Source organism: Lactobacillus sp. UCMA15818, assembly GCF_030400225.1.
Classification (GTDB): Bacteria; Bacillota; Bacilli; order Lactobacillales; family Lactobacillaceae; genus Liquorilactobacillus.
The window spans coordinates 1-14,718 of sequence record NZ_VJYB01000024.1 but is presented as its reverse complement, the minus strand read 5'-3'; the positions used below and the strand labels follow the sequence as shown (position 1 = coordinate 14,718).

Here is a 14,718-nt window from a genome sequence, read left to right as displayed (position 1 = left end):
CTAAACTAAACTTTCAACGCAGATATCATTTCCTAAACACGGCCTCAAAGGGTCCTCAATCTTAAATCATATTTGTGCGTAGAAAGTAAAGGAAGTCATTTTAAAATACGAACTCGAAGTCCCAGGGGTTATAGTCGCCCTTAGCTTCACTTTCAGTGTAAAACAAAAAGTTCTGATATTAACTGATTTTCACCAATTAATACCAGAACTAATCTTAGATTGTTTGTCACATGTAAAAACATTTTATAAATCAAGTACCTTCTTCTAATTTTATCGCCTTATGTTACACTTTAGAATTTCTTAAAAGCTGTATCAATTTCATCATACTCATCTTTTGTTAATACAAGATTTAATGCCTTGGCATTGCTTAGTACTTGTTCAGGTTTGCGAGCACCTGGAATTACAACACTCACATCAGGATTAGCAACATACCAGGCTAGTATAGCCTGTGCAGCAGTTGCATCATATTTTGCTGCAATTTCCTTAACACGTGACATATTAGAAATAATCTTCTTGAATTGTTCACTGCTGAATTGTTCAAACTTATCACTATCAACTGCACTATATTTACCTGTTAAGAGTCCTGATGCTAATGGAAAATAAGGTACAAAAGAAATTTGATTCTTTTTCAGATAAGGTAACAAGTCCTTTTCAGCAGTACGATGAACTAAGCTATAATTGTCTTCAACAATATCCACGTCACCATTTTTATTGGCTTCCTTAACTTGTGCAAGAGAGAAATTAGAAACTCCGATTGCTCTAATTTTCCCTTCTTTTTTTAAATCCGCCAAAGCTGCTACAGCTTCATCCTTTGGCGTTTCTTCATCTGGAAAATGGATATAGAAAATATCAATATAATCTGTCTGGAGTCTTCTGAGTGCATCTGCTACAGCCTGTTTTAAGAAAGCGGGTGTGTTGTTATTTTTCTTATGCTCTTGTGCAGGATCTTGCGAAGCCTTTGTGGCAATAACCAATTTCGAACGATCATATTCTTTTAACACTTCACCAATAATTTCCTCAGAACGTCCTAACCCATACATATATGCTGTATCAAGCAAAGTAATTCCTGAATCCAACGCTGCTCGTACAACTGCATAGCCATCTCTATCATCTAGACTTTTGAAAAGATTGTGTCCTCCAACCTTATTTGTACCCAATCCTATCTTAGTTGCTATAACGTCACTCTTACCAATCTTAACTTCCTTTGACATTTTGAATCCTCCATTCTTTTCTGTATTCAAGGAGATTATACGACATACTATCCAAAAATTCTCTATTATCTGCTCAAGAAGATTTCAAGATATATCAATCATCCTTAATTTACATAAAGCTGCACTTTTTTTGGCAACCATTTAATTTTAACTGGCAGCTTTGGCCCTTTATCTCCATCTATTCGAGTTTCAAGCATTTCTTCCCCAATATTACGAACAGTGATCTCCTTAATATCAAAGGTAGTCAGAGTAGTTGACCTTCTTAAATTACCTGTCAATGCAAAGTATCCTAGATTCAAGAGCTTATTTATCTTCATATTGTTAAGCATCGTTAAGTGCAGTCCATCTTCAGTTTCTTCTAAATATTTTCTTCCGCCTATATAATTAGAAGTAGTCATTAAACAAACCCATACTTTAACTCTCATTGAAAACGTCTGATTAAATAAAAGTGTCTGATGTGAATGATTCTTACCAATCTGCTTAATTGCATTGTACCCATAGGCTGCAAAACCATATTTTTGCTTTTCTTTCTGTCTTACTTCATTAGAAATATCAGCTAAACTCCCAAAAACCAATGAACTAATAATTGCCTGTCCGTTACACTCACCAATATCAATAGCTTGTTGTCTGCCCCTTAATACAGTTTTAATCGCATCTTCAACATTATCAGATAAATTCCATTTATGCGCAAAATTATTGACTGTTCCAGTGGGAATTATCCCAATCGGAACAATTACATTACTTCGTAGCAATGCTGTTACCAAAACATTGATTGTTCCATCTCCGCCGATACAGATAATTCGATCAACCTTTGGCGCTTCAATTCCAATTTTTTTCAACGCCTCGTCCTTGGTATTCGTTTTTAACTGATATACTGATAGGCCTCTGTTTTTTAAGATTATCTCAACCTGATCCGCAATTCTTTGTGACTTCCCGGCCCCTGATTTTGGATTAAAATAAATCATTGTTTTCCCTTGCATAGACTCACCTCATTTTCTTATGTTTGTAGTTATTCTCTCACTTCTAAAAATAATCACTATAAATACTAAAAATGGAATAATTACATATTTTTCCCTCCGCATGTCTTTATCCATACACTTTTAATTACTCTAGCACAACAATCATTTATCGTGACTTATTTTGCCTTTATAATGTTCTTATCAAAAAAACTTTCAAATAATATTTTTCGTCATTTTCCTGCTTATCTATTGACTAGTTTGCTAATTTTTTCATAAAATAAACTAATACCCATATTTATCGTTCTTTTTTTACTATACTAAGATAAAATGTTTTTACTATATACTATACTGCACTAAAAAAGGGGTCAAAATCAAATGAGTTTACTAAAGCTTTCAAATATCCATAAATCTTATTTTCTCGGCAAAACTGAAAGTAAGGTTCTAAACGGTATTAATCTGGAATTTAATACTGGTGAATTTGTATCAATCCTTGGGGAATCCGGTGGTGGAAAATCCACTTTAATGAACATTATTGGTGGCTTAGATCGAAACTTCGATGGTGAAGTTGCTCTTAATGACGAGGTTCTTGACCATCGCAAAGAAAAACAGTTGGATAACTATCGCAGAGGCACGATTGGTTACATCTATCAATCCTATAATTTGATTACACATCTTACTGTTCTTGAAAATGTCCTTGTTTCACTAGAAATGACTGAATTATCGCACACGGAGAAGATAGAGAGAGCAAAGGACTTACTAAACCAAGTAGGACTTGCAGATCAAATAAAGAAACATCCCAACCAACTATCGGGTGGGCAAAAACAACGTGTTGCAATTGCACGTGCTTTAGCCAGCGATCCTGATATCATCCTAGCAGATGAACCCACTGGAGCCCTAGACTCAGTGAATACACAAGAGGTTCTTGAAATCCTTAATAAGATTGCAAAAGATGGCAAACTTGTAATCGCCGTTACCCATTCTCAAGCTGTCGCGGATCATGGTACAAGAATTATTCGTTTAGTTGATGGGCAAGTAAAAGACGATGAACATCTTAAAGCTCCCTATGAAGTCACAAATAGCTCTACTCGAATTGCTTCACATCCATTGCCTGCAGGTGCAAGTTACGTTTCCGCATTCAGACACTTGATATATAATATCAAGCAAAATTCACTAATCATCTTAGGTACTGCAATTGGAATTTTTGCGGTGCTCTTATTTTCAGGATTGGGCAATGGAATCAATTCTTATATAAGTAATCAAATTAATTCTCTGGTTAACCCTAAAACAATTACAGTTATGTCTAATCCCAGCGGAAAAAAATTGAACAATACTCAGGCACAAAGAGAAATTCAACAATTCAGTCAAGATCCAACTAACTTCTTTATCTCACAAGCTCAAATAAATGCCATCAAAAAAACAACAGGCACTTCGTATATCCAGCCCGGTTATCAACTAGGCACATATTCACTAAGCTACAACAATAAGAATGTCTCTTCTTCAGGCATTCAAACTTATACAAAGTCATATACATCGAATTCATTATCTAAGGGCAGCTGGCCCACAGGAAAAGAAATTGTGATTTCAAAGAACCAGGCAATTACTTTATCTGGAAGTTCAAAAAAATATCGGTCAATTATTGGAAAAAACATCAATGTCACTATTAATTGGCTTTCAAATAATAATACTCCTGTTCAGATGAAAACAGAGTTGACTATCTCAGGAATCTCAACTTCATCAAGTAGCGTATCAGGCGAAACAACCGTCCTTTCGTATTCAGAAACTCGGTCACTTTTATCTTCTGCGGGTGCTAGAACGGATCCTAATTTTATAGTTGTTAATTCAAAAAGCATCGACAATGTTGATACTGTGGCAAATCAAATTCGTAAACAAAAGGTTAATGGCAAGTATGCCTTTTCCGTTATAACTGTTGGTGATATTCTCAAGACAGTTAATAATTACGTGAGCCTGGCGTCAACTGTATTATCTGCTATTGCTGGTATTTCATTAGTTGTTTCGGCATTGATGATTATCGTAACAATGTATATGTCAGTTGCAGAGCGAACAAAAGAAATTGGAATCTTACGTGCTCTAGGAGAAAGGCGTAAAGATATCAGAAGATTATTTACTGCTGAATCTCTCTTACTTGGACTTTTCTCGGCACTTCTCGGATTACTGCTGGCATGGGGTTTCAGCATATTGCTGAACAACTTTATTTATGATTTAATCAAATTTAATATTGTTCAAATTAATCTAGCTAATGTTATTTTTGCTATTTTAGCCTCGCTCTTTATCTCAATGGTTGCTGCATTATTGCCTGCGCGAAAAGCTTCAAAATTAAATCCAATTGATGCATTATCTGCAGATTAACTTTCTTGTTTTTAATTTTTAGCAGGCTTAATTTCCCTCTTATCTAGAAACTTAGAAAAAAGCATCCATGGTTGTTGGTCTAATACTAACAATCATGAGATGCTTTTTGTATTCAAATATGAAAAACTATTTCACTTTAATTACTAATTTTCCTCTAGCATGGCCTGACTGGCTCTTTTTATGTGCCGCTCTTAGCCCCGCTGTAGTCAGAGGATATACACTGTCTATGACCACTTTTACCTCACCCGCGACAATCCAATCCCCCAGTTCCTTCAATTGTTTGCCGTTTGGTTGTAACCACCAGTCTGAAACTTCTTTTGAACTTGCCTTTTGTTCCACACTCGGCTTGCCAGCAATTGTTACCAAGCGTCCATTTTCCTTCAAGATTGCTAGCCCATCATCAATTGCATTAACAGTATCAAAGACAGCATCATAATTGCTTAATACTGTGCCTATCTTAGCCTCATGGTAATCAATAACTTCATCTGCTCCTAGACTTTTTAAGAATTCATGATTCTTTTTACTCGCAGTGGCTGCAACATAAGCACCTAGATGTTTGGCAATCTGAATAGCAAATAAGCCTACACCTCCTGCTCCACCCTGAATGAGCACCTTATCACCTTTTTTTACATGCAGACGATCCACAACGACTTGCAGCGCCGTTAACCCTGCCAAAGGTACTGCTGCAGCCTCTTCAAATGTAATTTCATCTGGTTTAAGTGCTAACTTATCTTCCTTAACAGCTACATATTGCGCATAAGTTCCTCTTTTACCATCAGCATAGATATCCGGTCGTGCAAATACTTTATCACCAATCTTGAAATTAGTAACTTTGGCACCGACCTGTGTGATAACTCCCGCTGTATCCCATCCAAGAATTACTGGAAATTCCCATGAATATGCTTCTTTTAGATAACCTAACCGTGCCTTCCAGTCAATCGGATTAACACTCGTTGCATAATTCTCAACAAGTACCTCATCTTCAGCCAATTCTGGAACTCCCAACTCAATCTCATGTAAGTTATTTATATCGCCATATGCTTTAATTGCAACTGCCTTCATTGATCGACTCACTCCTATAATTTGATGATTCCAATTATACTCTGATTGATAGCATTTACAAAAGATAAGTAAATTTGAAAATGTAAAAAAGCTTATCTCACATTAATGAAATATTATATCAAAAGAAATTCTTTCTCGCTAAAGCAATTTTTAATTCTAAGTAAAACTTACGATTCATTTACCACGAATAAACTAACAAGCGTTAATACCTGTAGTTTATCCACCTTTTCAATCTTCACCATTATTTTTTAAATTTGAATTTCTACCTCATATATGCAGTTATCAAAAGTAGATAAACTATTTTCATATTCACTAGCAATTACAACACCAGAGCAGCTATGAGCCTGAGCAATTTTAATTGCAAATTGGCCATTCCAGTCATCAGTCAATATCTTACCTTGAAAACAAATTGAGTTTCTAGCCGGTAATTTCATAATATCTGGACAATTGCTAGGTATGTTACCGACAACCAATAGCCCCATTTTAAGCGGCGTAATGATATGTTTTTTAAAATCTTGCCAGTCCAGAACTAAAACAAATTGCCGAAGTACATCTAAATTCTTATACTCTTGACTATGACGCAAACGAAAAAGATCAATATGTCGTTGTTCTCGTGTTTTTCCAATACAAGAAACCTGCAGAATGTGACGTGTAGGTCTGTGTACTTTATAGGGAATATAGCTTAAGTCGTTATTATCATCAAAAGAAAAATACTTCTCATATTCAGAAATATCAAATGAAAGCTGTGAAAGTCGGTCAATTTCTTCAGTAACTTTCTTTTTTTGAATAACTAGATATTTTTTTAAATCAGAAATTTGGTTAGGACTAGCATAGATATCATGAATTTCATTCAGAGAAAGTCCAAGGTGTTGAAGATGCTTGATTCTATCAATAATATTGAATTGCTCATATGAATAGTATCGGTAACCACTATTTGGATTGGTATAACGGGGAGTCAATAAACCAATCTTACTGTAATAGCGCAGAGCTTGAACCGATAACCCAAACATTTCAGCAGTTTGTCCAATTGTAAATAGTTCTTCCACCAAACAAAGCACCTCCAATAAAAATGTTAATTATAAACCTCTAATGCATTTTTTAAATCGTTTATCAAATCCGTAGAATTTTCGATGCCAACTGAAATACGAATCATTCCATCCGTAATACCGAGTAAGAGCCGTTTCTCGCGGGGCATATCATAATGTGAGGAGAATGCCGGTACTGAAATTGTAGTTCTAAAACCACCGAGAGTCATTGCATAATGGACAAATGATAAACGATGCATAAATTCATTCATTTTTTCTTCATCATCAGGTAATTCAAAGCTAAGCATGCCACCAAAAGCATGATGTTTAAATTGACCTGCCGCTAGTTCATGCTGTGGATGACTATCTAAACCGACATAGTGTACAGTCTTAACAACAGGAATTGTTTCTAAAAATTTGGCAATTGCTAGAGCATTATCAGATTGTTTTTGAACACGTAATTCCATCGTCCGTATACCACGTTCACATAACCAAGCACTCATTGGATCAGCAGTTGAGCCAAGCAGTTGCTGTAAATAATTAGCTTCCTTAATAAAATCAATCGTGGAAGTAATAGAACCCACACAAACATCACTATGACCATTAGCAAATTTAGTCAGGCTATTAACAACAATATCTGCACCAAGTTGAATTGGTGAAATGATATGTGACGTTGCAAAAGTATTATCAATGATTAATTTAGCACCATTTTCATGAGCAATATTTGCGATTGCCCTAAAGTCTATCGTATTAATCATTGGATTTGAGATTGTCTCCGAATAAATTGCAACTGTTTCATCCTTAAAAGCAGCCTTAACTTCATCAAGATTGTTTATGTCAACAAATGTAACATTTACCCCGAATTTTTTCAACTTTTCCAATAATTCAATGGATTCCCCATACAGAGTACTATCGGCAATAACATGAGCCTGTGTCTTAGTAATTGTTAAAATTGCTGTTGAAATTGCTGCCATCCCAGAAGAACAAACAATAGAATCCTCTCCACCTTCAAGATATGTCATTAAATCTGCTAATGCTTTACGGTTAGGGTTACGTGTTCTTATATATGTGTAACCCTTAACCTTATAGCGCTCTTGTAAGTCTTCTAAATCATCAACATTAAATGCCGTAGTCATATACAATGGCATAGTTTCTGGATCCTTAGCTATTGTATCAATACGCGAACCTTTATATAAAATACCAGTTTCTCTATTTAATTCAGTCATGATTGAACCTCCAATTCTTGATTAAATTATATTTTAATGTCTACCACTAGTGTAGAGTCAATAAATTAAAAAATATCATAAGAAAGCTATATTTACCAAGGCATTGGAACCATATACGCATAAAAAAACAATTATGCAATAGATTCAATGTTATATTTAGTAACATTATATTATGAGAAAATTTAATTTAAGAATTCATGTTTAACAGCGTTTGTTTACGATTTCAACAATTTTCCTAATCAAATTTTTATTTTCTCCCTTGACTCTAGTCTAGAAACATAGTTGAAAATTAAAGTTACTAAGGAAATGGAGGAAACGACATGAAGAAAAAATTTTTATACAGCACTTTAGGCATTGTCGCTTTAGTCGCATTAATTTTTGGAATGGTTAGATTTATTTCCAGTGGCAACACTGATAACTCAAATACTACAAATAAAAAAACAGTACACATTTTGACATATGCTAATTGGAATCCATTTGAATACGTCAAAAAAGGCAAAATAGTTGGATTTGATATTGATCTTATTAAATTATTATCCAAGAAAGCAGGATATAACTACACAATAAAAAATGTCAGTTGGGACTCAATGTTTACACAACTCCAAAATAAATCAGCAGATTTAGGTATTGCTGGAATCACAGTTACTTCTGATAGAGAGAAAACATATGATTTTTCAAACACATACTTTGTTTCTCGACAAAGTATTGTTACAAAAACAAGCAGTAATATCAATAGTGCCTCGGATCTTAAAGGAAAGAAAGTTTCGGTTCAAACAGGCTCAACTGGTCAGGAAGCGGCAGAGAAAATTTTCGGTAAGAATAGTTCCAATATTTTAAAATCTTCCAGTGGTGTTACTGATCAAATGGTAATGCATAATCAAGTAGTTGCAGCTATTGGCGATGATACAAGTAACAAAAAATTTGTTCAAGCTAATCCAAACAGTGGTTTGAAAGTTGTGCAAGATGATAAGGAATTTTCTCCTGAATACTTTGGCATTATGTTCCCTAAGGGATCTAAGTATAGAAATATATATAATAAAGCCCTTAAAAAAGCAATCAAAGATGGAAGCTACACAAAAATTTACAAGAAATGGTTTGGTATTAAACCAGATGTTAGTGCTCTAAAGAATACTGATTAGGAGAGTGTAGAAAATGTTTGATTTTAATTTAGTAATAAATTATCTACCGTATTTTCTAAAAGGCATTGGATATACAATTGGTTTCTCACTTTTTGGAATCATTTTCGGAACAATTTTGGGATTTCTTATTTGTTTAGGAAAAATGTCGAAAATGTCTTGGCTATCGTTACCATTTAAAGCTTATGTAGGGTTATTTCGGGGAACACCTTTATTGGTGCAAATCTTAGTAATAAATTTTGGTGTTGTCCCATTAATATTAGGACAGTCAAATAGTATCATTGCTGGAATATTAGCATTATCCCTGAATTCTAGTGCTTATATTGCCGAGATTTTCCGTTCAGGAATTCAGTCTATTTCTGAAGGGCAAGGTGAGGCTGCTGCAACTTTAGGATTGACTAATACACAAACAATGCTAAAAATTATTTTGCCTCAAGCTATCAAGGTAATCTTACCACCACTGGGAAATGAGTTTATCAGTTTGATTAAGGATTCTTCCCTTGCATCAGTGATTTCTGCACCTGAAGTTACCTACTGGGCCCAAGCCATGAACGCTCAGTACTATCGCGTCTGGGAACCCTATTTAACTTCTGCTCTAATCTACCTAATTCTGACGCTCTCAATCAGTGGAATATTACATATCTTTGAAAGGAGAATGGCTGTTAATGATTGAAATTGAACATTTAAAAAAATGCTTTGGGGAAAACATTGTTCTGAAAGATATTAATTTTAAGGTAGCTACTAATGAAGTAGTCGTTTTAATTGGTCCATCTGGCTCAGGCAAATCAACACTACTTCGTTGTATTGCAAAATTAGAGACTACTAATGAAGGTAAAATCATGGTTGATAATGTGAAAGTAACTGATCCGACATACGAAATTCATAAAATGAAGGGTAAAATTGGCATGGTATTTCAGCATTTCAACTTATTCCCCAACTTGACAATTCTCAATAATATTACACTTTCACCAATCAACGTGAAAAAAGTTACGCGGGCTGCTGCAGAAAAAGAAGCACATGAATTATTAAAAATGATTGGACTTGCTAACAAAGCCGATGCATATCCATCATCATTATCTGGTGGTCAAAAACAGCGAGTTGCAATTGCTCGTTCAATGGCAATGCATCCAGATATTATGCTATTTGATGAACCCACTTCCGCTCTTGATCCAGAAATGGTTGGTGAAGTTTTGAGTATCATGAAAATGTTAGCTCGACAAAAGATGACAATGATTATTGTAACTCATGAAATGGGTTTTGCCCGTCAAGTCAGTGATCGTGTAATGTTTATGGATGGCGGCAAAATTGTTGAACAAGGACGCCCTGAACAGATTTTTGATCACCCACAGCATCTACGGACACAAAACTTTTTATCGAAAATTTTAGTGTAGAAATGAGGCTAAGTGAATGGAAAAAATTGTGTATATTGTCGGTTCGTTCACACAGGTTGGTCTGGAATACTTAAAAGATCATGCTATCAAAACAATAGTTGGTCCAAAAAAAATTCCTGATGAAATTCTTAAGACTGTTGGTGATCAAATAACTGCTCTAGTTTATCCAGATTCAAACTTCTCCTTAGAATTACTACAACAATTACCAAATTTAAAAATTATTCTTCGTTGTGGTGTTGGTGTTGATAATTTACCCCTTAAAGAATTAACTAAGCGTGGTATTCAGGTCACCAATACAAAGGGAATTAATTCAGATGCAGTTGCTGAGATGACTGTAGGGTTAATGATCATGCTTAGTCGAAAAATTTTAATTGCCAATGCGGCATCTAAGATAGGTGTCAAAAAACTATATACTGACGAATTTACTGGAACTGAATTACGTGGAAAAACAATCGGTTTAGTCGGTTATGGACATATTGCCCAAAAAGTTGAATACCTACTAGCTGCTTTTGGAGCCGATATTTTGATTGCTAATCATACTCCCAAGGAAGTCAAATATGGTTGCCAAGTTGATTTAGAAACGTTGATTGAAAATTCAGATATTATCTCGTTACACATACCACATACTAAAGAAACAGAGAACCTAATTAGTGCTCAAAAAATTACCAAAATGAGTTCAAATACTATCCTTATCAATACATCACGAGGAGCGATTCTAGATGAAAAAGCACTTTATCAAGCTCTGGTTGAAAAAAAGCTGGGTGGTGCGGCACTGGATACCGTAAAAAATGAACCAATGAATCCTAATAATCCGTTGTTACAACTTGATAATGTTATTATAACCCCACATATTGGCTCACAAACATATGACACGATTGAAAAAACCGATCTCATGGTGGCAAAGGAATTCGTCCACTTTTTGGATACTAAACAAGCTATACATCCAGTTAATTTACTAGCAGAAAACGGAGGGAAATACCTTTAATGAAATCAATTAATAAGTTTGTAAAAGTTGCTAAGCAGTCAGGTATTCGCCATATTTCAGATTTTACAGATGACTTAACAGACATTATTCAACTGACTGTTGGCGAAATCGATCTCCCAACACCAGAAAACACAAAACAGGCTGGTATTCAAGCAATCAAGAATAACTACACAAAATATACATCCAATCGTGGTACAGAAGCTCTGCGGAAAGCAATTGCTACTTTTGCTGATACCCACTATGGTATGAAGTTTGATTGGCGCAAAGAAATAATCGTGACTGTCGGCGCAAGTGAAGGAATTGATTTAGCATTGCGAACGTTATGTAATGTTGGTGATGAGGTTGTGATTGCTGCTCCAGCTTATCCAGCCTACGTATCATCAACAATAATTGCTGGGGCAAAACCTGCTTTTGTTGATACTACTAAGACAAATTTCAAGATGACTGCAGATGCACTGGAAGCAGTTATCACACCACAAACCAAAGTGGTAATCTTAAATTATCCTAATAATCCGACAGGAACAATTTTAAATCAAACAGAACTATTAGCACTTGCCAAAGTTATTATTAAACATGATCTTTATGTAATTACTGATGACGTCTATGATTTAATAGTCTACAATTCTTCCGGGCAAGCACAATCAATTGTAACCTTACCAAATATGCGTGAACGAACCATTGTTTTAAATGGTGTGTCTAAATCACATAGTATGACTGGCTGGCGAATTGGTTATGTCTTAGCCTCAATGGAGATCATCGATCAGATGTTCAAAGTTCATCAAACTAATGTAGGAACTGCCACCAGTATTTCACAAATTGCGTCAATTGCAGCACTAGAGCAGGATGCAGATAACCCTCAAAAATTAGTCAAAATATTTAAAGTGCGCAAAGAGATAGTGACCACGGCACTAGATGAAATGGGACTCACATACGTTGATCCCCAAGGAGCATTTTACATTTTTGTAAATATTAATAATTTAAAAATTTCATCGTGGGAATTTTCAATTAAGCTAATTCAAGACTATAAGTTAGCAGTAGTCCCCGGAAGTGCTTTTTCAGCTGACGGATATGTCCGTATTTCATATGCTGCTGACAAAAAAATCTTAACTGAAGCAATGAAACGGTTAAAAAAAGCAGTAAATGATTTAAAAACGATTGCCAATAGTTGATGGTGCAGAATATTTATGGATATAGAAACGAGAAATAAAAATTTTCGCTTTGCATGGTTAGGAACGTTCATGGCTGGAATGGCCTTTAGCGAAGCAATCCCTTTTTTATCATTATATATTGCACAACTTGGAAATTTTACGGAAGCTCAAGTTGGATTATATACCGGTTTATCCTATGCCGCTTCTTATATTGTGGTGATAGTTGTTTCTCCATTTTGGGGGAAAATCGCGGATAAATATGGTCGTAAGCCAATGTTAATCCGCACTTCCTTTGGTATGGCAATAGTCATTTCTTTGATTGGCTGTGCAACATCTGTTTGGCAAATTATCATATTGCGAATGTTCCAAGGCTTTTTTGATGGTTATTCGCCAAGTGCAATTGCGTTAATATCAGCAGAAACACCTCAGAAGCAAAAAACAAAGATAATAGCAACATTATCTACAGGGTATATTCTTGGTGGACTTTTAGGACCAATTTTCGGTGGACTTTTAGGTACAATTTTCAGTTACCGCATAATATTTCTACTTACAGGTTTCATATTACTATGTGTTGGAATTATTAGCCTACTAGGAATTAAAGAAGATTTTATTAAACAAGTAAAACAAAAACATCAGAAAAAAGAATCTTTGCTCTCAATTATGACTTTTAATATTATCCTATTACTAAGTGTTACAATGTTGCTTCAGTTAATTGAAAGTTTGATTACCCCCTTTATTAGCCTAGTAGTAAGCAAAATGATTAGCGACCAAAGTTATCTAAGCCTAGCTGCTGGTATCATATCGGCGCTTCCAGGATTAGCAACCGCCTTATCTGCAACACCATTAAGCAATTTAAGTACACGTCATGGTGAAATAAATATAATGTTGATTGCCGATGCAATTTTATTAACACTTTATCTATTCTTAGGATTAACAAATAGCTTGTTGATTTTTGGTATTTTACGATTATTGGGTGGCTTTTGTAGCGGTGCTTTATTTCCAATGACACAAGTATTACTATCTAAATCAACTGATAAAATCAGCACAATTTTTAGTCTAGGATTATCAGCTCAATCAATAGGTAGCCTGTTTGGTTCAGTTATGGGTAGTATTATCATACAATTTGTACCACTAAAAAATTTATTTTTAATTGCAGCTGTAGTGTTACTAATTAATTTAATAATATTGTGTTCATATAATAAAAGAATGCCTCATAAATAAAAATTAATATGCTTTAAATTTGTAGTAAGTATTCACACGCTTTTTACTTTTTTAAGCCTTAATCTTTCAACTACAAACCAGTCAATGATATTTCGTGCAATACACAGTCTGTTACCAAACTCATAGTTTGCTGGATATAAATTATTAAAGGAGGAGTTTCTATGAAGAAAGAAATAATATCTACACAAAATGCCCCTGCAGCGGTGGGACCGTATTCTCAAGCCGTCAAGTTAGGAAACTTTTTGTTTTGCTCGGGTCAAGTAGGTATTGATCCCCAAAATGAAAAATTAGTTAGTGGAGGAATAATTGCGGAAACTAAACAAATTTTTAAAAATATAGAGTCTATCTTAATAGCATCTGGCTTTATTACAGAGAAGATAGCTAAAGTCAACATTTATATGACAGATATTAAGGCATTCCAAAGCATTAATGAAATATATTCCTTATTTTTCAAAAACATTGATAAGTTGCCAGTCCGTTCTACCGTAGAAATTAGTGCTTTACCATTAGGAGCTTCAATTGAGATTGAAATTACAGCAATTAAATGTAATAACAAAGATTAGATATGCCTGCATATACCTTAAAGAATAAAATGAAAATAACACTATTCCTTTACAATGCAGAGCATGATTATAAAATATAGAAACTCGACGTAATAAAATGCCGAGTTTTTTTGTATTTTTTATTACGCCCTATATGTACTTCAAGTTATAACTTTCTTTAAGATAATCTCATATTTTCCCTTGACTTTGATTATATCTCATAATTATTGTTTTATTCATGCCTACTGTACCAACATAATTATATTTTGACCAAAAATTAGACAATATACGCGTTGAACTCTTGCTGTCTTTTATAATCTTGAAATGTCAAATTAAGTTAGAAAAAACTTAATTGCTTATCTGTGATATTTTTCATGAATATCTCAATTGGTGTTTTGTAATTTAGTGATTTTCTCGGTATATGATTACGACGGCCACTGACTTG

13 protein-coding genes and 1 pseudogene are annotated in these 14,718 nt (G+C 34.5%); 8 read left to right on the top strand and 6 right to left on the bottom strand.

The window, feature by feature from the left end; genetic code table 11:
- Positions 1-290: 290 nt before the first annotated feature.
- The gene (locus FFX44_RS12295) at positions 291-1,211 is read right to left on the bottom strand and encodes an aldo/keto reductase (protein WP_289981523.1); all 921 of its coding nucleotides are present in this window, start codon (positions 1,209-1,211) and stop codon (positions 291-293) included.
- A 104-nt stretch (positions 1,212-1,315) separates the two neighbouring features.
- Positions 1,316-2,191, bottom strand: coding sequence for a diacylglycerol kinase family protein (locus FFX44_RS12290; protein WP_289981514.1), 876 nt, complete (start codon positions 2,189-2,191; stop codon positions 1,316-1,318).
- Positions 2,192-2,545: 354 nt separating this feature from the next.
- Between FFX44_RS12290 and FFX44_RS12285 the strand changes: the two genes are divergently transcribed.
- Positions 2,546-4,537 (top strand): ABC transporter ATP-binding protein/permease, encoded by a 1,992-nt coding sequence (locus FFX44_RS12285; protein WP_289981512.1) that lies wholly within the window; start codon positions 2,546-2,548, stop codon positions 4,535-4,537.
- 126 nt (positions 4,538-4,663) lie between these two features.
- Here the strand turns inward: FFX44_RS12285 and FFX44_RS12280 are convergent, their stop codons facing one another.
- The 3 genes from FFX44_RS12280 to FFX44_RS12270 all read right to left on the bottom strand — a co-directional run bounded on the left by FFX44_RS12280 (position 4,664) and on the right by FFX44_RS12270 (position 7,850).
- The gene (locus FFX44_RS12280; protein ID WP_289981510.1) at positions 4,664-5,599 is read right to left on the bottom strand and encodes an NADP-dependent oxidoreductase; all 936 of its coding nucleotides are present in this window, start codon (positions 5,597-5,599) and stop codon (positions 4,664-4,666) included.
- A gap of 248 nt (positions 5,600-5,847) precedes the next feature.
- The gene (locus FFX44_RS12275; protein WP_289981531.1) at positions 5,848-6,645 is read right to left on the bottom strand and encodes a helix-turn-helix domain-containing protein; all 798 of its coding nucleotides are present in this window, start codon (positions 6,643-6,645) and stop codon (positions 5,848-5,850) included.
- 26 nt (positions 6,646-6,671) lie between these two features.
- A complete protein-coding gene (locus tag FFX44_RS12270) occupies positions 6,672-7,850 on the bottom strand; it encodes an aminotransferase class I/II-fold pyridoxal phosphate-dependent enzyme (protein ID WP_289981505.1) in 1,179 nt (392 codons plus the stop codon).
- 320 nt (positions 7,851-8,170) lie between these two features.
- Between FFX44_RS12270 and FFX44_RS12265 the strand changes: the two genes are divergently transcribed.
- From FFX44_RS12265 to FFX44_RS12235, 7 genes are all read left to right on the top strand, one after another.
- Positions 8,171-8,989, top strand: coding sequence for a transporter substrate-binding domain-containing protein (locus FFX44_RS12265; protein WP_289981501.1), 819 nt, complete (start codon positions 8,171-8,173; stop codon positions 8,987-8,989).
- A 13-nt stretch (positions 8,990-9,002) separates the two neighbouring features.
- Complete coding sequence (locus FFX44_RS12260; protein ID WP_141052598.1) at positions 9,003-9,659, top strand: amino acid ABC transporter permease; 657 nt, start codon at positions 9,003-9,005, stop codon at positions 9,657-9,659.
- Positions 9,652-10,377 carry an amino acid ABC transporter ATP-binding protein gene (locus FFX44_RS12255; protein ID WP_289981472.1) on the top strand — a complete coding sequence of 242 codons (726 nt, stop codon included), beginning with the start codon at positions 9,652-9,654 and terminating at the stop codon, positions 10,375-10,377. Before FFX44_RS12260 ends, FFX44_RS12255 begins: the two co-directional genes overlap by 8 nt.
- 16 nt (positions 10,378-10,393) lie before the next feature.
- Complete coding sequence (locus tag FFX44_RS12250; protein WP_289981468.1) at positions 10,394-11,362, top strand: NAD(P)-dependent oxidoreductase; 969 nt, start codon at positions 10,394-10,396, stop codon at positions 11,360-11,362.
- Complete coding sequence (locus FFX44_RS12245; RefSeq protein WP_289981464.1) at positions 11,362-12,531, top strand: aminotransferase class I/II-fold pyridoxal phosphate-dependent enzyme; 1,170 nt, start codon at positions 11,362-11,364, stop codon at positions 12,529-12,531. Before FFX44_RS12250 ends, FFX44_RS12245 begins: the two co-directional genes overlap by 1 nt.
- A 15-nt stretch (positions 12,532-12,546) precedes the next feature.
- Positions 12,547-13,731 carry an MFS transporter gene (locus FFX44_RS12240; protein ID WP_289981463.1) on the top strand — a complete coding sequence of 395 codons (1,185 nt, stop codon included), beginning with the start codon at positions 12,547-12,549 and terminating at the stop codon, positions 13,729-13,731.
- 161 nt (positions 13,732-13,892) lie between these two features.
- Entirely contained in the window at positions 13,893-14,294 is a 402-nt protein-coding gene (locus tag FFX44_RS12235) for a Rid family detoxifying hydrolase (RefSeq protein WP_289981462.1), read from the top strand.
- Positions 14,295-14,610: 316 nt separating this feature from the next.
- Here the strand turns inward: FFX44_RS12235 and FFX44_RS12230 are convergent.
- Positions 14,611-14,718, bottom strand: a pseudogene (locus FFX44_RS12230) (IS30 family transposase); the annotation flags it as partial.

What these genes read in the sequence shown, in the direction of transcription:
- FFX44_RS12295 (WP_289981523.1), bottom strand. Translation starts at nt 1,211, where the DNA reads ATGTCAAAGGAAGTTAAGATTGGTAAGAGTGACGTTATAGCAACTAAG.
- FFX44_RS12290 (WP_289981514.1), bottom strand. Translation starts at nt 2,191, where the DNA reads ATGCAAGGGAAAACAATGATTTATTTTAATCCAAAATCAGGGGCCGGG.
- FFX44_RS12285 (WP_289981512.1), top strand. Translation starts at nt 2,546, where the DNA reads ATGAGTTTACTAAAGCTTTCAAATATCCATAAATCTTATTTTCTCGGC.
- FFX44_RS12280 (WP_289981510.1), bottom strand. Translation starts at nt 5,599, where the DNA reads ATGAAGGCAGTTGCAATTAAAGCATATGGCGATATAAATAACTTACAT.
- FFX44_RS12270 (WP_289981505.1), bottom strand. Translation starts at nt 7,850, where the DNA reads ATGACTGAATTAAATAGAGAAACTGGTATTTTATATAAAGGTTCGCGT.
- FFX44_RS12265 (WP_289981501.1), top strand. Translation starts at nt 8,171, where the DNA reads ATGAAGAAAAAATTTTTATACAGCACTTTAGGCATTGTCGCTTTAGTC.
- FFX44_RS12260 (WP_141052598.1), top strand. Translation starts at nt 9,003, where the DNA reads ATGTTTGATTTTAATTTAGTAATAAATTATCTACCGTATTTTCTAAAA.
- FFX44_RS12255 (WP_289981472.1), top strand. Translation starts at nt 9,652, where the DNA reads ATGATTGAAATTGAACATTTAAAAAAATGCTTTGGGGAAAACATTGTT.
- FFX44_RS12250 (WP_289981468.1), top strand. Translation starts at nt 10,394, where the DNA reads ATGGAAAAAATTGTGTATATTGTCGGTTCGTTCACACAGGTTGGTCTG.
- FFX44_RS12245 (WP_289981464.1), top strand. Translation starts at nt 11,362, where the DNA reads ATGAAATCAATTAATAAGTTTGTAAAAGTTGCTAAGCAGTCAGGTATT.
- FFX44_RS12240 (WP_289981463.1), top strand. Translation starts at nt 12,547, where the DNA reads ATGGATATAGAAACGAGAAATAAAAATTTTCGCTTTGCATGGTTAGGA.
- FFX44_RS12235 (WP_289981462.1), top strand. Translation starts at nt 13,893, where the DNA reads ATGAAGAAAGAAATAATATCTACACAAAATGCCCCTGCAGCGGTGGGA.